This is a genomic window from Sediminivirga luteola, assembly GCF_014639315.1.
In the GTDB taxonomy this organism is placed as follows: domain Bacteria; phylum Actinomycetota; class Actinomycetes; order Actinomycetales; family Brevibacteriaceae; genus Sediminivirga; species Sediminivirga luteola.
The window spans coordinates 150,368-167,781 of sequence record NZ_BMFY01000003.1 but is presented as its reverse complement, the minus strand read 5'-3'; the positions used below and the strand labels follow the sequence as shown (position 1 = coordinate 167,781).

Genomic DNA, 17,414 nt, shown 5'->3' with positions numbered 1-17,414 from the left:
ATATCCCCGGGGCTCAATGGAGAGCTCCCGCTGTGAAAGGACAGTTATCACCGTGGATAACTTGGCAGTCCTCAGTCTTCTGGCCATCGCACCTATCCTTCTGGCCGGCATTCTGCTGGCCGGTTTCCGATGGCCCGCAAAATATGCGATGCCGCTCAGCTATGTCGTAGCCCTGGGCATCGCCTGGGCAGTCTGGGAGATGCAGCCCACGGCCCTGGTGGCAGCCTCTCTCGAAGGCCTCATCGTGGCGGCGACGCTGCTCTACATCGTCTTCGGCGCCCTGCTTCTGCTTTCCACCGTGACCGTCTCCGGGGCCATGGACCGCATCAAAGCGGGGTTCAACCACATCTCCCCCGACCGGCGGATACAGGCGATCATCATCGGCTGGCTGTTCGGCAGCTTCATCGAGGGCGCCTCCGGCTTCGGGACCCCGGCCGCCGTGGTCGCCCCCTTGCTGCTGGCCATGGGGTTCCCCGCGATGGCGGCCGTCTCGGTGGGGCTGATGATCCAGTCCACCCCGGTCAGCTTCGGCGCCGTGGGCACCCCCATCGTGGTCGGTGTGGGCAACGGCATGGGTGAGAACTCGCCGGGCATGCAAGAGCGGATCGGCGAGCTGGGCGTGACCTACCCGGAGTACGTGGCCGGCATCGGCTTCCAGACCGCGCTGATCCACATGGCGGTCGGGATCCTGATCCCGCTGCTGCTGGTGTGCCTGCTGACCGGGTTCTTCGGCGAGAAGCGGAACTTCGCGCTGGGACTGAAGGTCTGGCCCTTCGCCGTCTACGCCTCACTGGCGATGACGATTCCCTCGGTGACCGTGGCCTATCTGATCGGCCCGGAGTTCCCCTCCCTGATCGGCGGGCTGGTGGGTCTCACCCTGGTCATGTTCACCTCCTCGAAGGGATTCCTGATGCCCAAGGAGACCTTCGACTTCGGTCCGCGCTCAGCCTGGGAGGAACGCTGGATGGGGCGGATCGCCCCGGGCGAGGTGAAGGAGACCGGAGAGGCACCGAAGATGACTCTGGTGCGCGCCTGGTCCCCCTATGTGATTCTGGCGGCGCTGCTGGTGATGACCCGCATCATCGACCCGCTGACCGCGTTCCTCACCAATCCCGGGATCACCCGGCTGTCCTTCCAGAACATCCTGGGGGTGGAGGGCATCAACGCCGATGTCGACCTGTTCTACTCCCCCGGATTCATCATGATCCTCGTCTCCGCGATCGCCTACCTGATCTACCGGATGAACGGCACCCAGATCGCCGAGACCTGGAAAGTCTCCGGAAGGCAGATCGCCGCTACCGCGGTGGCCCTGCTGTTCGCCGTTCCGATGGTCCGGGTGCTCATCCAATCCGGCAGCAACGAATCCGGCCTGGATTCCATGCCCGTGGTCCTCGCCCAGGGCGTGGCGACCATGGCCGGAGACAGCTGGCCGTTCTTCGCGCCCTTCATCGGCGCCCTCGGCGCATTCGTGGCTGGCTCCAACACGCTGGCCAACCTGACCTTCGCCCAGTTCCAGTGGTCCACGGCGAACACCATCGGCGTCAGCCCTGAGACCGTGGTGGCGGCCCAGGCAGCTGGCGGCGCAGGCGGCAACCCGATCGCCATCCACAACATCGTGGCCGCCTCTGCCACCGTGGGACTGTTCAACCGGGAGGGCGACATCATCCGCAAGACGGCGTGGATCACCCTGTACTACTGCATCGCCGCCGGGTCCGTCGCCTACCTGGCCATCCACGGCTTCGGCCTGAACATCGGCACCGGCGCGCTCATCCTCCTGATCGCCGGACTGATCGGGCTGGGGTTCTGGGCCGTACGCCGCGGCGACGCCCGGGCCCTCCGGCCGCCCACACAACGCTGAGCATCCGCCCTGCCTGCACCCCGCGCTGGTGTGGGAACTCGCCAAGGCCGCCCGCGCATGAGGGGTGAGCGGCCGGCGGAACGTGCTCACCGACCCCGTCGCGGCTCGCAACTTCCCGGCGCCCCCGCACACATCGCAACGCGGCGTTTTCAGCGGTCACCGTGACCTGGGAGCCGGAGCACGGCCACCGCGGTGATACCGAGCAGAAGAACAGAAAGGACGAGCGCCCCGGCAACGACGAAGCCCGAGGCAATGGCTATGCCCCACAGGACGCCTCCGGCCCACAGGCCGCCGTCGACGGCGAGGTTCCACACGACTGAGGCGCGGCCGGAGTCCATGCGCCGCATCGCAGTGTGCAGCGTGACCGTCTGCACGATCCCGACGCCCAGGCCGATCAGCGCTCCGGCGGTGATCACGGCGCCCTGCCCGCCGGTCGCCACTCCGAGTGCCCCGCCCGCAGCCAGCAGGAGCACCCCCGCGATCAACGTCGCCCGCGTCGTGATCCTCGCCTCCAGTTCGCCGCCGATGCCACGGCCCAGGGCATTGCCGACCTGGACGGCGAACACCGTAACGGCGGCACTGCCGTGCGCCGCGGCCAGCACAGGCAGGCTGGAGAGGCCGTGGGACAGCAGGACGACTGCCACCAGCAAGACGGCCAGCACCAGCCACGGCGCGCCCGAGACAAGTGCCGGCACCCCGCGGGGCCCACTCGCCGAGGCAGGGGTGCTTGTCCCGGCTTTACCGACGCCTGGGGGCACACCCAGGGAGGCAACTGCGGCGATCAGGCCCGCGGCCACAGCGCACACCCCGAACACCTGCGAAGAGAACGTCAGCGCGATGTGCAGGCCCGCCGGCGATCCCAGCGCCGAGGAAGCCATCGTCACCAGCCCGTACGTTCCCAGAGCGCGGCCGAGTCTGCCGGGCGGAACAAGCAGCGCGACCCCCTGTGCCCCGGCGACGATCAGGACGCCGAAGCCCGAACCGCTGGCGACCGCACCGGCCAGCAACGCCGCGGTCCCGGAGGCGATGCCGGTCAGGAGCGCCCCCGCCGCGAGCACGAGGAGCGAGGCGATCAAGACGCCGCGGAGCGAGAAGCGGCGCACCAGTGCCGGCGTGAAGACCTGGACGCCCATGACGAACACCATCATGGTTCCCGCGAACAGGCTGCTCAGTCCTGCTTCCTCGCCCCGCGTCACAGGAATCAGCGAGTACAGGGTGAAGAAGATGGCGACGCCCGCCGACGCCGCCGCCGTCAGCGCCATCACCGGTACGCGGGCCCGCATAAGACTTCACCTCGATCACAGCAGGGAGTGCGCGATGCACGTTGTACTCCATAGTCCGGTACTGGGCGCCGTGCTGCTCCACTACCCGACGGCCCGTACCCCCGTCCCGTCCGCCCTCAGGTCAACCGTTCCAGTGCCACGTCCGGCGAGGCGGGCGGAGCCAGCAGCTCGAACGGTACCGGCTCGGTGGCGATTCCGTTGACCTGCAGGGCGAGCGCATGGGGTCCCGGGTAGTAGCGGCGCGTCGTGATCGCACGGAACGAATGACGCCGCTCGACGGTCACCGACTCCCCCGCGCCCAGGGTGCGCGTGGTCAGTTTGAACGTCTTCGGGCTCTGCGCACCGTTGGCCCTACGGTGGTAGACGACATAGTCGATGGCCAGGCGAGCCGGCTCTGCACCGGTGTTGCGCAGTTCCGCGGTGAACGTCACGCTGCCGCCCCAGGGAACGGCCACCGGACTCACGACAGGGCCGTCGACCTCCACGGAGGCACCGCCGAAGCCGAGCAGCTCCAGGGCCCCGCGGTGGCCCTTCTTGATCAGGGTGCGCAGGCCGTGCCGCACCACCCATGGCGTGGTCTCGGCAGGTGCCGCCAGCCAACCCCTGGCCGTCCGGACCACGAGGTCCGGCACATCGCGGCTGAGGTCATTGAGGTGATTGGCGACCGACCTGCGCACATACTCGCTCTCGTCCCGGTAGAGCGCGTCCAGCACCGGGATCGTCACGCCCGGATTCGCCGTCAGCGCCGGGACCCGCACCGCCCAGGGCAGATAGGGCCGGGTTCCCTCGCTGGCGAGACGGCGCACATGCTCGTCCTCCGACTGCGTCCATCCTCGGACGATCTCCAGCCCGCGCCCCAGATCGTGACGCAGCAACGGCCGGACCGAGAACTCGGCGGTCAGCCTGTGCGTGAGTTCGGCGAGCACGTCCATCGCGTCGTCGAACGCCTCCGCCGTGCCCTCCTGGACCGCCCTGGACGCCACGGCACCGGTCACCGGCCAGATCAGCCAGCCGGTGAACTCACCCGAGACCCGGCCCGCGGCACGCACCACCTGCGCGAGCGCCTGGTAGTCACCGGGGACGTCGGCCAGCAGAGCGTCCCGCAGGCAGTCGGCCCGCTCCCGCAGCGAGAGATCTCCCAGCCCGCCCGCGGCAGCGGAAAGCGATCGCACCTCCAGTCCCGGCGCGGCATCACGGATCGACCGGGCCAGCGCCTCGGCGACCTCCCTGCCGAGCAGGTCATCGGCGGATGGCATCGGCGCTACTCCCCGGACGGGCGGTCTGCGCCCGTCGTGCTCATCGTGCTCATGCTGTGCCCTCCTTCGGAGACGAACCGTACGAGCAGCATATCGAACATGCGTTCGATGCGGGGAGCCGCGCGGAACCGTCCGCGGGACCCGCCGAATCCAGAGCAGCACGGTGCATCGGCAGCACATCGCCGGGCATGAACGCTAGGCTTGGTGCCATGAACGAGTCCGCCCCGGCATCCGCCATGCCCGCCGTGCTCACTGCGCCCCGGTGAACCGGTTCGTACGGGCGGTGCTGAGGCTCTTCGCCGCGCCCAGGGTGAATATGCGGGAGGACTATGAGAAGGTCCGGCGCATGCAGCGGCAGCTGGCGGCGCTTCCGGTGCCCCGGTACCGTGCCGGGAACTGGCAGACCCTCCCCGGCGACGGCGACCACCAGGTACCGGTCCGGGTCTTCCAGCCGAAGGAGAGGAAGCGCGACGATCTGCTGCTCTTCTTCCACGGCGGCGGCTGGGTCACCGGCGACATCGAGAGCTACACCCCCGCGTGCACGACGATGGCGGACCTCACCGGCTGCGTCGTGGTCTCCGTCGACTACCGGCTGGCGCCGGAGCACCCCTTCCCCGCCGGTCTGGAGGACTGCTACCGGATGGCCCGGCTAGTGCTGGAGGACCCGCAACGCGCCGGAGCAGGCGAGACCGGCGAGGTCGTCCTCATCGGCGACTCCGCCGGAGCCAACCTCGCCGCGGCCGTCTCCCTGCTGCTGCGGGAACGCGGCCAGCGCGGCGCGAACCGGCAGATCCTGTTCTACCCCGTGACCCACTGGGACCACGACCCCGCCACATCGCCGTTCCCCTCCGTGCGCCACCACGGCGAAGGTTACCGGCTGACCAACACGGAGGTGCAGGACTACTTCGAGTTGTACGTCCCGGACCCGGAGCAGCGGCGCGACCGGCTCGTCGCCCCGCTCCTGGCCGAGGACCTCTCCGGCCAGCCGGAGACCCTGGTCGTGACGGCGGAACTCGACCTGCTGTGCGATGAGGGGGAAGCCTACGGCCGCGCCCTTCAGGAAGCAGGGAACGCGGTACGGATCCACCGGGTCGAAGGGGCGCTGCACGGCTTCATCGTGCTGCCCCGCTTCTCCCGTTCTCTCCGGGAGGCCTACGAGGTGATCAACGAGTTCCTCGACGGCGGCGCGACCGCCGGCCGGCAGGAGGGAACGGCATGACCCGGCGGGCCTGGGTGCGGCTCGACAACGCCTCCAACATCTTCCTGGCCGCCCGCAACGACATCGACCCGAAGGTGTTCCGCATCAGCGCGGAGCTGGACCACGAGGTCGATCCCGGGCTGTTGCAGCAGGCGCTGGACGCGACGTACGAGCGATACCGGCTGTACCACGCGGTCCTGCGCCGCGGCGTGTTCTGGCACTACCTGCAGGACAGCGACCTCCGCCCCTGCGTGACCCTCGAGGACCAGCACACCTGCGCGCCGATCTACCGGCCCGACCGGCGCGAACTGCTGTTCCGGGTGATGCACCACCGCAGGCGGATCATCCTCGAGCTCTTCCACGCCCTCTCCGACGGCACCGGGGCGCTGTGGTTCCTCAGCGACATGGTCGAGGCCTACGTCCGGTTGCGGCACCCGCGGCAGGTGCCCGGGCCAGGCCAGGTACCGGCGCAGAACGACGACCCGTCCGACGCCCCCGCCGCCGGAGGTCCCGGCTCCGCCTCTGCCGGGAATCCGCACACGGAGGACCTGGTCCAGACGGTGCACGAGCTGACCACCGACAGCTTCACACACTACTTTCGGCGGCGCCGGCGACAGGAACCTGCCGGTGCGGACGCCGATGCCGGGGCCCGGCGACCAGCGCCCGTGCCCGCTGACAGGCCGCGGAATCCCAGGCGGAAGCCCAGAACCAAGGTCTACCGGGTCACCGGCACCCGTACGCCGGACAACCGCCCCCGCACGGTCGAGCTGACCATGCCCGCGGATCAGGCGCTCCAACTGGCCCGGGCCGAGGGAGTCTCCCTCACCATGTACCTCACGGCGGTGTTCTTCGAATCCATCCGGCTGTCCTCGCCGGGCCTGGGCAGAGCACGCACGCTGGTGGCCTCCGTGCCGGTGAACCTCCGCCAGTTCTTCCCCTCCACCTCGCCGCGCAACTTCTTCGCCATCGTGCGGGTGGCGCACACCTACGACGAGACCACCCCGGACGCAGCCGATCCGGGCCCGGTCAGCCGGGAGCTCGAACGCAGGTTCCGCCCGAAAGCCACCCCGGAGGCGCTGGAGAAGAGCCTGCGTCGGCTCATCCGCTTCGAGCGGATGCCCGTGCTGCGGATCGTCCCCCGCCCGGTGAAGGACGTGCTTCTGCGCCTGATCAACTGGATCAGCAACCGGCGGCTGACTGTCGCGGTGTCCAATCTGGGCCGCGTGACCCTCCCGGAGCCGGCCGACTCGCATGTGCGCCGCATGCTCTTCCACGTCTCCGCCGTGCGGCCGCAGTTCTGCGCCATGTCACACGCCGGCCTGCTCACGATCAGCTTCACCTCGCCGTTCACGCAGACGGACCACATCCGGGAGTTCGCCCGGACGCTGACCTCCAGGGGCGTCGACGTGACCGTCGCCGCGGCCCAGGTGACCGAGGACGAGCTCAAGGAGAGCCGGCGATGAGGCACTGCTCGGCGTGCGGCGTCGACGTCGAGGGCCCGTGGACCCGATGCCCGCTGTGCGCCACCGCGCTCACCGGCCAGGCCGCGCCAGGCCCGTTCCCGGTCGTGCCGCTGCGGTTCTCCCGGCGGCGGGTGCTGCGGATGCTCGCCCTCGCCTCGATCGCCGTGGTCCTGGTGTCGTTCGCCGTCCAGCTGCTCTTCGGCCGCGACCCGGCCGGGATCGGCGTGCTGCGCTCGGTGATCCTCGGCGTGGGGTCGATGTGGCTGGTGGTCCTGATGGCCGTCGGCACCCGCCGCAACGTGGCCAAGGGCACCGTCTACCTGGTCGTCCTGACCGGCCTGGTCTGCGTGTACTGGGACTATCTGACCGGCTGGCACGGCTGGTCGCTGGCGTACGCGGTGCCGATCGTGTGCGCCTGCTCGGTGATCGCCCTGGCCGTCACAGTGCGGGTGATGCGCATCGAGGTGGGCGAGCACATCCTGTACAGCGCGCTGACGGTGGTGCTGGGCCTCGTCCCGCTCGTGTTCCTGGCCCTCGACTGGGTCCGCAGCCCGCTCCCCTCGGCGATCTGCGGGGCCCTGAGCTGCGTCGTGCTGGCGCTCTTCCTGCTGGCCCGCGGTCCTGAGATGCGGCACGAACTCGCCAAGCGCCTGCACCTGTGACGCCCGTCGGCGATGCGCGGGCGGTAGGGTCACAGAACGTGAGCACCACACGTCCCGCCCCCGACGCCGCTGGCGCCCCGGAACGCTCCGGGCACGCCGAACGCCCCGTGAACCGGCGGGGCACGTGGACGGCACGGCGACCGTGGATCCTGGATAGCGTCATCGCTGCATCGGTGTTCGCCTACACGCTGCCGCTGACGCTCGAGTACCGGCCTCAGGGCGCCGTCCTGTTCAGCGCGGCGGTGCTGCTGTGCCTGCTCATGTGCCTGCCGTACCCGCTGCTGCGCCGCCGCACGCCGCTGACGGTGCTGGGCGTCGCGCTCGGTGCCTCGCTGCTGCAGTCGCTGGCCGGGATCGGTCTGCTGCCGGCGAACATCATGCTGGTCTTCGCCCTGTACGCGGTGGCCGCCCGTTGCCGCCCGGCGCTCGCCGCCGCCGCGGCGGCCGCCGTCCTGCTCTGGCTCGGCTTTGCCGTCGCCCCGTTCTTGCGCGCCGGTCATCTGAGTCCCGGCGAAGCCGCCGTCCTGGCGGTCACGGTGCTGTGGGCCTGGACCTGGGGAGCACTGAGCCGGGTGCGCCGGGAGCGTATCGAAGCGGTGCGCGAGCGCGCCCGGCAGCTGGAACGCGAACGCGAGACCCTCGCCGCCATCGCCGCCGCCGAGGAGCGGGAGAGGATCGCCCGGGAGATCCACGACATCGTCTCCCACAACCTCAGCGTCATCGTGGTCCTGGCCGACGGCGCATCGGCGAAGGCGCTCAGCGAGCCCGAACGCGCCCGCGACACGATGGTGCAGGTCCGGCGGACCGGACACGAGGCGCTCACGGAGATGCGGCGCCTGCTCGGATTGCTGCGCGGTGACGAGGACGCCGTCCGGGCACCGCAACCGGGTCTGGCACAGCTCGGCGCGCTGGTGGACGCCTCGCGCCGGGCGGGCCTGCCGGTGACCCTGACCCGGGACGGCGACGCCTCCCCCGTGCCGCCCGGCATCGGGCTGGCCCTGTACCGCGTGACCCAGGAGGCGCTGACGAACGTGCGCAGGCACGCCGGACCGGGAGCGCGGGCCGAAGTGACGCTGTGCTGCCGGGGTGAGGCGATCGAGGTCCGGATCGCCGATGACGGCCGCGGAATGTCCCGCTCCGGCCCGCCCGGCGACGGGCACGGCATCGCCGGAATGCGCGAACGAGTCGCCGCCTGCGACGGGACGCTGCGCGCCGGACCGCGTCCCGGCGGTGGTTTCGAGGTCGTGGCGAGCATCCCCCTGGGAGCGCGCTCATGAGCATCCGCGTGGCCCTCGTCGACGACCAGGAACTGATCCGTACCGGCTTCCGGATGGTACTGGAGTCCCAGCCGGATATCGAGGTCGTCGCCGAAGCCGATGACGGCGACACCGCGCTCGCGATGCTCGCCGGGACCGCCGTGGACGTCATCGTCATGGACGTGCGGATGCCCCGGATGGACGGCGTGGAAGCCACCCGCCGCATCCGCGCGGCCGCAGAGGGACCAGAGACCTCCCCCGCCCCGCAGGTGCTCATCCTCACCACCTTCGACCTGGACGAATACGCCTATCAGGCGTTGCGCGCGGGCGCCGCGGGCTTCATGCTCAAGGACGCCGGCGTAGAGGAGATCACCCAGGCCATCCGCCATGTGCACGCCGGGGACGCCGTCGTCGCCCCCAGCACCACCCGCCGGCTGCTGGAGCATTTCACCGCGCTGCCCGGCGTCGCCTCCGGCGCTCCCGGCGACCGGCGCGACGACGCCGGGACGGAGGCGCTGGCCGGACTCACCGCCCGCGAACGGGAGGTGCTGGGCCTCATCGCAGGCGGGATGTCCAACGCCGAGATTGCCGGCCGGCTGGGCCTGGCCGAGGGCACCGTCAAGATCCACGTGGGGAGCGTGCTGCGCAAGCTCGGCCTGCGGGACCGCGTCCAGGCCGTGGTGTTCGCCTACGAATCCGGTCTGGTCACACCGCGCGAGCCTCCCCGCTGACGACCGGCGGACATCGACCGGTCGTCGATCGGCGTGCATCGACCGGCGCCGATCGAGCGCCGCCGGGTATGCCTTCAGGCATAGCCGCCGGCGCGGATACCGCCGCAAAGGCATAGCGAAGATCATCCCGCGGCCGGACGATTCGCCGCCTCCGTTCCGGGACGGTGGAGGCATGTCCTCATACATCGTCACCACGGACCACCTCACCAAGCGCTACGGCGAACGCGCCGTCGTGGAGGATCTCAACCTGCGTGTCCCGGAGGGATGCGTGTACGGCTTCCTGGGACCCAACGGCTCCGGGAAGTCCACCACCATGAAGATGCTGCTCTCCCTGATCCGCCCCAGCAGCGGGCAGGTCCGGGTGCTGGGCGAGCCGATGACCCGCGCCACCCGGCGCCGGCTGCTGGGCCGGATCGGCTCGCTCATCGAATCGCCGCCCGGATACGGGCATCTCACCGGCGCGGAGAACATAGGGCTCGTCCGGCGGATGCTGGATCTCGAGCAGCGTCAGATCGACCTCGCCGTCCGGACCGTGCGGATGCAGGACCAGATGGACAAGAAGGTCCGGGAGTACTCGCTCGGCATGAAGCAGCGTCTCGGCATCGCGATGGCCCTGGCCCGCCAGCCGAAGCTGCTGATCCTCGATGAGCCCACCAACGGGCTCGACCCGGCGGGCATCGAGGAGATCCGCCGGCTGCTGCGGCACCTGGCCGACGGCGGCGTGACGGTGATGGTCTCCAGCCACCTGCTCGGCGAGATCGACAAGACCGCCACCACCCTGGGCATCCTGGCCGGCGGCCGCCTGTTGTTCCAGGGAACGCGCGCCGAGCTCTTCGCCGCCGCCACGCCCGATGTGCTCATCGGCACCGCTGATCCGCAGCGGGCGCAAGCGCTTCTGAGCGGGCAGCACGACGCCCGGATCGACGAGGGCCTGCTGCGGCTTTGCGGCCTCAGCCCGGACGCCACCGCGCAGGTCGTCTCCCATCTGGTGCGAGCCGGCCTCGGCATCTATGAGGTGCGCCGCCAGGAGCAGTCGCTCGAGGACGTCTTCATGGACCTCACCGGAGGTGGCGGCCTGTGAGCGTCGCGCTGATCCGCGCCGAGATCGCCAAGATGCGCCGGCTTCGCACCGGCATCATCGTGCTGGTCATGGTCGTCGGGGTGACCGCGCTCGCCGTGCTGTCTGCGCTCAGCAGCCCTGATTTCAGTGACCCCGGCACGCGCTCCTGGGCGGCGCTGCTGGCGGGGATGTCACTCGCGGTGCCGCTCACCTCTCCCCTGCTGCTGGCCGTGCTGGCCAGCCGTCAGGTCGACATCGAGCACCACGGCAACGGCTGGCTGCTGTTCCAGACCTCCGGTGCCACGCGGGGCGGCCTGTGCCGTGCCAAGCTCGCGGTCCTGGGCGCCGTCGTGTGCGCCGTCACCGCCGCTGAGGCGGGTCTGGTGCTCCTGGCCGGCATCGCCCTGGCGGTGCCAGGCCCGCCTCCCCTGGCACTGTGGTGGGGTTACGCCGGCGCCGTGGCGGTGGTCAACCTCGTCCTGCTCGGCCTGCACATCCTCATCTCCGCCCGGGTGGAGAACCAGCTGGCGGGACTCGGCATCGGCGTGCTGGGAACCCTGCTGGCCGTCTTCGCCACCGGATTGCCTCCGCTGCTGGCCCATCTGACGCCCTGGGGCTACTACGCGCTGGCCACCGCCGCCGGGTACCGGGACGGGGAGCTGGTGACGTTCGTTCCCGGCTACGCCAGCATCGCCGCGCTCGCGGTGCTCGGCGGCGTCCTCTTCGCCGTGTTCACCACTCGTTTCGACCGCCGGGAGGCGTCCTGATGACACTCATGAGCATGATCGCCGCGGAGTTCGCCAAGCTCGCCCGGTCCCTGAGCTGGACCGTCGTGGTGCTGCTGCCGGCCGCGATGGTCCTGGCCGGTGCGCTGAGCTCCCTCGTCGCGGGGCAACAACCCGCGGACGGATGGCATACCGTCTGGCTGCGTTCGGTCGTCTTCTACGGCCTCTTCCCGCTCGCCATCGGCGTGGCGGTCTTAGGCTCGCTGGTGTGGCGGGCCGAGCATCGCGGCGGCAACTGGAACGCGCTGATGAGCACACCGGTCTCCAGCCTGCGCCTGGTCGCCGCGAAGACGGCCGTGATCGCCGCCCTGGCGATGGCGATGCAGCTGGTCATGCTGCTGTGCGTCACGGTGGCGGGAAAGGCCGTGTTCGCGCTGCCGGGCATGCTGCCGGCCCGCTATCTCCTCATCAGCGGGGTCATCATGCTCGCCACCGTTCCCCTGGCGGCGCTGCAGTCCGGACTCTCGATGCTGCTGCGGTCCTTCGCCGCGCCTGTGGCGGTGGCGTTCCTGGGCGCCGGCGCCTCCACCGTGCTCCTCCTCGCCGAGATCGGCCCCATCGTGTTCCTCAGCCCGTACGCCCTCGCCACCCGGGCGACGCAACTGGGGACGGGCACATTCGCCGACGGCGGTGAGATCGCCGGTGCGACGGTGGGCTCGCTGCTGGCGGCCACGGCACTGCTGTCCCTCGTGACCATCGCGGGAGCCGCCGCGATCCTCGACCGGAGGGACACCCGCACCTGAACGGCTCGGTGAGCTGCTGGGTATGGTGAAGGTCACGGACGACTGGTCGCCGCACGCGGCGGCGCTCCGGTAGCATAGTGAGGCTGCGCGCCTTCGCGGTACAGGCGGATCCTCGCAGCCGGACATCCTTCACTCCTTCTCCCCCAGGGACGATCATGCGACAGAACCCCAGTGCGCCCTCTTCCGCTTCGTCGGGGATCAGCGCCGAAGCGCCCGGCGGCCTGTCCCGCACCGCCTCTCAGGCGATCTGGCTGCTGCTCTTCGCCGCCTTCACGGTGATCCTCAACGAGACGATCATGAGCGTGGCGATCTCAGAGCTGATGGAGGACCTCCACGTCACGGCCGCCACCGCGCAGTGGCTCTCCACCGCGTTCATGCTCACGATGGCCATCGTGATCCCCACGACCGGCTTCCTGCTCCAGCGCGTCACCACCCGTCAGATGTTCATCAGCGCGATGAGCGTCTTCAGCGCGGGCACCCTGCTGTGCATGGTCGCACCAGGCTTCACTGTCCTGCTGATCGGGCGGATCATCCAGGCATGCGGGACCGCGGCCATGATGCCGCTGCTGATGACGACGGTGCTGCAGCTGGTGCCGTTCAACCAGCGCGGGCGCATGATGGGCCGGATCTCCATCGTGATCGCCGTGGCACCGGCCATCGGCCCCACCATCTCCGGGGCCATCTTGAGCCTGGCGTCCTGGCGGTGGATGTTCGGCGTGGTACTGCCGGTGGCGCTGTTCATGCTGTTCCTCGGCTGGAAGAACCTGAAGAACGTCTCCGAGACCCGCGACATCCCGCTCGATCTGCTCTCGGTGCTGCTCTCCGCGCTCGGCTTCGGCGGCCTCGTGTTCGGCCTGAGCTCCATCGCCGAGGTGCACGACGCCCCCATGACCCTGCCGCTGACCGGCATCATCGGCGGCGTGATGTTCCTGCTGGTCTTCGGCTGGCGCCAGCTGCACCTGCAGCGCCGCGATTCGGCGCTGCTGGACCTGCGGACCTTCACCCACCGGAACTTCGCGCTCGCCGCGGCGGTGAGCACGATCGCGATGGGCAGCCTGTTCGGCACCGTCATCCTGCTGCCGCTCTACCTGCAGCGCGTGCTGCAGATCGACCCGCTCACCACGGGCCTGCTGCTGCTCCCCGGCGGACTGGCGATGGGCCTGCTCGGTCCCGTGATCGGGCGGATCTTCGATGCCATCGGACCGCGTCCCCTAGTGGTCCCGGGCGCGGTGGCGCTGAGCATCGTGATGTGGCTGCTGACCTTCGTCGACGCCGGCACCCCGGTCTGGATGCTGCTGGCCGGCCACATCGCCATGAGCGTCTCCCTGGCGTGCATGCTCACCCCGATGTTCGGCTCCGGCCTGGGCGTGCTGCCGCCCAAGCTGCAGTCCTACGGCAGCGCCACGATCGGCACCGTCCAGCAGCTCGCGGCGGCCGCCGGCACGGCGGCGTTCATCGCGGTGATGACGATCGCGCAGAACAACGCGCTGGCCTCCGGCGCCGATGAGGCCGAAGCCCTGGTCTCAGGTCTGCAGGCGGCGTTCACGGTCGGGGCGTGCGCCTCCCTCGTGGCGGTCGTCCTGACCCCGTTCATCACCCGGGTCCGCGAGGATTCCCCGGCCCCGGCGTCGCACTGAGGCGGTGCCCGGCAGCGCTATCCGCGCTGCCGGGCCCACTGGCGCTCAGCCAGTGCTCTCAGTCGAATCGCCGCCCGGCGAGCGATCGCGTGGTGACAAAACAACCGCGTAGTGACAGAACACCACCGTCTACGGTGTGGTTCTGTCATGTACGTGGTGTTCTGTGCACCGCCAGCGCGGTGCGGCGCGAGCCCAGGTCCCCGGCCGCCCACTGTGCGCTACCCGTGGAACCTCTCAGTCGGTGCGCTCCGCGCCCTCGCCCACTCCGGCCGCCTGCAGCAACCGGGGCACGATCGGCAGGAACGGCAGCGCGACGATCATGGAGAGCACCAGGAACGGAATGCTCAGCGCCACCAGTGAGAGCTGCCAGTGCCCATAGGGGTCGATGCCGACGAGCCCGAGAATCGCGATGATGCTCAGCGGCACGATCCAGGCGAAGACGAGGGCGACGAACCGCTTGCGGCTGAACGCGACGCCGGGCGCCTTCCCGGACCTGTACACCAGGACGCACACCCCGATGCCGCTGATCGCCAGCATGAGCGCCAGGAACAGGAGCGGGGGCCCGTCGAAGAAGCCCTCCCCGAAGAAGTCTTCCTGACCCTGTTCCGCGAGCCAGACGCGCGCGACGAAACCGGCGATCAGGTTCGCGGCCGCTGCCACCCCGAGGGCGAGCAGACCGGAGACGCTCTTCGGCCGGCCTGAACGGCTCCGGTCGCTCATCGCCGGATGTGCTCAGGCGTCGTCGCCGGCCTCGAGCGCGTGCTCGAGCCTGGCGATCTTGCCGTCCAGCTCGCCCTCGTAGCCGGGGCGGATATCGGCCTTGATGACGAGTGAGACACGCGAGCCGAACGGCAGCACGGCCTCGGTGGCCCGCTTGACGACGTCCATGACGGTGTCCCAGTCGGGCCCCTCGACCTCCGTGAACATGGCGGAGGTCCTGCACGGCAGGCCCGAGTCGCGGACCACCTTCACGGCGGCGGCGACGGCATCGTGCACCGAGCCGTCCTCGCGGCCGGTGCCGGACGGGGCGACGGAGAATGCGACGAGCATGACGAGCTCCTTCGAAATCGGCTTCAGCTTCGCTGGTGGGGAGTGCGGATCAGCTCGGCACGCGCAGCACCAGGGCCTCGCCCTGGCCGCCGCCGCCGCATAGCGCGGCCGCGCCGACGCCACCGCCCCGGCGGCCGAGTTCGAGCGCCAGGTGCAGCACGATCCGCGCGCCGGAGGCGCCGATGGGATGTCCCACCGCGATCGCCCCGCCGTTGACGTTGACCTTCTCGTGCGGCAGGCCCAGCTGCTTGGCCGAGGACAGCCCGACCGCGGCGAAGGCCTCGTTGATCTCCACGACGTCCAGATCCTGCGGGCTGAGGCCCTCGCGGTTCAGCGCGGTCTCGATCGACACGGCGGGCTGGTGCTGCAGCGTCGAATCCGGGCCGGCGGTCCAGCCGTGCGCCCCGATCTCCGCCAGCACCGTCAGGCCGAGCTCTTCGGCCTTGGCCCTGGACATCACGATCACGGCGGCGGCGCCGTCCGAGATCGGCGAGGAGTTGCCCGGCGTGATCAGCCCGTCCTTGGCGAACGCCGGCCGCAGCGAGCTCAGCGTCTCGGCAGAGGTGTCGGCGCGGACGCCCTCATCCTGGCTCACCGTGACCTCGCCCTTGCGGGTGCGGACCGTCACCGGCACGACCTCGTCGGCGAACCTGCCCTCGGACCAGGCGGCGGCCGCACGCTGGTGGGAGGCGGCTGCGAACTCGTCCTGCTCCCGGCGGCCGAAGGCGTCGCCGTTCGAGTTGGCGTCCTCGGTGAGCGCGCCCATCGCCTGGTCGGTGAAGTAGTCCCACAGACCGTCGTAGGCCATGTGGTCGAGCATCGTGACGTTGCCGTACTTGAATCCGGCGCGGGACTTCGGCAGCAGGTGCGGCGCCTGCGACATCGACTCCTGACCGCCGGCGACGACGACCTCATGTTCGCCGGCGCGGACCAGCATCGCCGCCTGGACGATGGCGTTGATGCCGGACAGGCACAGTTTGTTGATCGTGATCGCCGGGACGGACAGCGGGATGCCTGCCAGGTGCGCGGCCTGCCGGGCCGGTCCCTGACCGAGACCGGCCTGGAGAACCTGGCCCATGATGACGTGTTCCACCGCAGCCGGGTCGAGACTGATCTTCTCCAGGGCACCCCGGATCGCGACGGCGCCGAGTTCCGCCGCGGTCTGCGAGGACACGGCTCCCTGCAGCTTGCCGAACGGCGTACGGGCACCGGAGACGATGACGGCTTCAGGCATGATCTTCCTGCCTCCTCGTTGAGAGCTTGCTTAGGATCCTACGGGCCCGGCACCGGCACCAGCCGGCGGGGCTTCTCCAGCCACCACCCTACCGCCAGCCAAGGTCCGGCGATACGGGACCCCGGGACGCGGACCGCCGCTCCCACGGCTCAGAACAGCCGCGTGCTCGGATCGTCCATCCCGCGCAGCGCGTCGTAGTCCACCACCAGGCACTCGATGCCTCGGTCCTCGGCGAGGGTGCGCGCCTGCGGTTTGATCTCCTGCGCCGCGAAGACGCCGCGCACCGGCGCCAGCAGCGGGTCGCGGTTCATCAGCTCCAGGTAACGGGTCAGCTGCTCCACCCCGTCGATCTCCCCGCGGCGCTTGATCTCCACCGCGACGCTCGCGTTCTGGGCGTCCCTGGCCAGGATGTCCACCGGTCCGATGGCGGTCATGTATTCCCGGCGCACGAGCGAGTAGCCCGGCCCGAGGACCTCGATGTGCTCGGCGAGCAACTTCTGCAGGTGGGCCTCCACCCCGTCCTTCTCCAGGCCGGGATCCACGCCCAGGTCGTGTTCGGAGTCGTGCAGGATGCGGTAGATCGACACCTCCAGGGTGTCGTCCGTCTTGGTGTGCCGGACGGTCCAGATCCGTTCGATGCCGGCATCGGCCTGCGTGGGAGTCGGCTCGGACTCCTCCATCCGGCACGGCGGGCTCATCCAGTTCAGCGGCTTGTAGGAGCCCCCGTCCGAGTGGACCAGGACGCTGCCGTCCTGCTTGAGGATGAGCAGCCGCTCTGCGAGCGGGAGATGGGCGGTGAGGCGGCCGGCGTAATCCACCGTGCACTGGGCAATGACGAGTCGCACGTCAGGAGAGTCTACCGATACGGCTGTGAGAAAGTCGGCGCATGCCCCGTTCATCGTCATCGCGCCGCGCCAGCAAGTGGCAGCGCCAGGGCACCGGAGCCCGACCGCTGGAGGAGTCGCTGGCCGGGATGCGGCGCTATCAGGAGGCCCCGGACGGCGGCTGGATCGTGCAGGAGGTGCGGCCCAACGATTCAGGCCGCGTCTACACGTGCCCCGGCTGCCGGCAGGACGTCAGCGCCGCCAGCGCGCATATCGTGGCCTGGCTGGACGACGGCCCGTTCGGGACGACCGGGGTGGAGAACAGACGGCACTGGCACAAGGCGTGCTTCGCCTCGCGCCAGCGCCGTCGGTGA

At 70.1% G+C, this 17,414-nt stretch carries 17 protein-coding genes; 11 read left to right on the top strand and 6 right to left on the bottom strand.

What is annotated here, in order from left to right:
• The first annotated feature begins 16 nt into the window (after positions 1-16).
• Positions 17-1,858, top strand: coding sequence for an L-lactate permease (locus IEW13_RS04200; RefSeq protein ID WP_188549682.1), 1,842 nt, complete (start codon positions 17-19; stop codon positions 1,856-1,858).
• A 149-nt stretch (positions 1,859-2,007) separates the two neighbouring features.
• Here the strand turns inward: IEW13_RS04200 and IEW13_RS04195 are convergent, their stop codons facing one another.
• Together IEW13_RS04195 and IEW13_RS04190 are read right to left on the bottom strand one after the other, a co-directional pair.
• Complete coding sequence (locus tag IEW13_RS04195) at positions 2,008-3,141, bottom strand: MFS transporter (RefSeq protein WP_188549681.1); 1,134 nt, start codon at positions 3,139-3,141, stop codon at positions 2,008-2,010.
• Between the two features lie 116 nt (positions 3,142-3,257).
• Positions 3,258-4,397 (bottom strand): DNA alkylation repair protein, encoded by a 1,140-nt coding sequence (locus tag IEW13_RS04190; protein ID WP_188549680.1) that lies wholly within the window; start codon positions 4,395-4,397, stop codon positions 3,258-3,260.
• Positions 4,398-4,659: 262 nt separating this feature from the next.
• Here IEW13_RS04190 and IEW13_RS04185 point away from each other — a divergent pair, with 262 nt between their 5' ends.
• From IEW13_RS04185 to IEW13_RS04145, 9 genes are all read left to right on the top strand, one after another.
• Positions 4,660-5,616 carry an alpha/beta hydrolase gene (locus IEW13_RS04185; RefSeq protein ID WP_229744925.1) on the top strand — a complete coding sequence of 319 codons (957 nt, stop codon included), beginning with the start codon at positions 4,660-4,662 and terminating at the stop codon, positions 5,614-5,616.
• Positions 5,613-7,058, top strand: coding sequence for an alcohol acetyltransferase (locus IEW13_RS04180; RefSeq protein ID WP_188549679.1), 1,446 nt, complete (start codon positions 5,613-5,615; stop codon positions 7,056-7,058). The genes IEW13_RS04185 and IEW13_RS04180 overlap by 4 nt, the downstream gene beginning before the upstream one ends.
• Positions 7,055-7,720 (top strand): DUF6320 domain-containing protein, encoded by a 666-nt coding sequence (locus IEW13_RS04175; protein ID WP_188549678.1) that lies wholly within the window; start codon positions 7,055-7,057, stop codon positions 7,718-7,720. The genes IEW13_RS04180 and IEW13_RS04175 overlap by 4 nt, the downstream gene beginning before the upstream one ends.
• Positions 7,721-7,758: 38 nt before the next feature.
• On the top strand, positions 7,759-8,997 hold the full coding sequence (locus IEW13_RS04170) for a sensor histidine kinase (protein ID WP_188549677.1): 1,239 nt from the start codon (positions 7,759-7,761) through the stop codon (positions 8,995-8,997).
• The gene (locus IEW13_RS04165; RefSeq protein WP_188549676.1) at positions 8,994-9,707 is read left to right on the top strand and encodes a response regulator; all 714 of its coding nucleotides are present in this window, start codon (positions 8,994-8,996) and stop codon (positions 9,705-9,707) included. The genes IEW13_RS04170 and IEW13_RS04165 overlap by 4 nt, the downstream gene beginning before the upstream one ends.
• Before the next feature lie 172 nt (positions 9,708-9,879).
• Entirely contained in the window at positions 9,880-10,788 is a 909-nt protein-coding gene (locus IEW13_RS04160; protein ID WP_188549675.1) for an ABC transporter ATP-binding protein, read from the top strand.
• Positions 10,785-11,534, top strand: coding sequence for an ABC transporter permease (locus IEW13_RS04155; protein ID WP_188549674.1), 750 nt, complete (start codon positions 10,785-10,787; stop codon positions 11,532-11,534). Before IEW13_RS04160 ends, IEW13_RS04155 begins: the two co-directional genes overlap by 4 nt.
• Positions 11,534-12,295: an ABC transporter permease gene (locus tag IEW13_RS04150; RefSeq protein WP_229744924.1), complete on the top strand. Its 762-nt coding sequence runs from the start codon at positions 11,534-11,536 to the stop codon at positions 12,293-12,295. The genes IEW13_RS04155 and IEW13_RS04150 overlap by 1 nt, the downstream gene beginning before the upstream one ends.
• A 155-nt stretch (positions 12,296-12,450) precedes the next feature.
• Positions 12,451-13,932, top strand: a complete 1,482-nt coding sequence (locus IEW13_RS04145) for a DHA2 family efflux MFS transporter permease subunit (RefSeq protein ID WP_188549673.1) — start codon at positions 12,451-12,453, stop codon at positions 13,930-13,932.
• A 234-nt stretch (positions 13,933-14,166) separates the two neighbouring features.
• Here IEW13_RS04145 and IEW13_RS04140 read toward each other — a convergent pair whose 3' ends face one another.
• The 4 genes from IEW13_RS04140 to nucS all read right to left on the bottom strand — a co-directional run bounded on the left by IEW13_RS04140 (position 14,167) and on the right by nucS (position 17,061).
• A complete protein-coding gene (locus IEW13_RS04140; RefSeq protein WP_188549672.1) occupies positions 14,167-14,652 on the bottom strand; it encodes a hypothetical protein in 486 nt (161 codons plus the stop codon).
• 12 nt (positions 14,653-14,664) lie between these two features.
• Positions 14,665-14,982, bottom strand: a complete 318-nt coding sequence (locus IEW13_RS04135; protein ID WP_188549671.1) for a thiamine-binding protein — start codon at positions 14,980-14,982, stop codon at positions 14,665-14,667.
• 49 nt (positions 14,983-15,031) lie between these two features.
• Entirely contained in the window at positions 15,032-16,216 is a 1,185-nt protein-coding gene (locus IEW13_RS04130) for an acetyl-CoA C-acetyltransferase (protein ID WP_188549670.1), read from the bottom strand.
• 149 nt (positions 16,217-16,365) lie between these two features.
• Positions 16,366-17,061, bottom strand: a complete 696-nt coding sequence (gene nucS / locus IEW13_RS04125; RefSeq protein ID WP_188549669.1) for an endonuclease NucS — start codon at positions 17,059-17,061, stop codon at positions 16,366-16,368.
• A gap of 41 nt (positions 17,062-17,102) precedes the next feature.
• Here nucS and IEW13_RS04120 point away from each other — a divergent pair, with 41 nt between their 5' ends.
• Entirely contained in the window at positions 17,103-17,414 is a 312-nt protein-coding gene (locus IEW13_RS04120) for an Rv1322 family protein (protein ID WP_229744923.1), read from the top strand.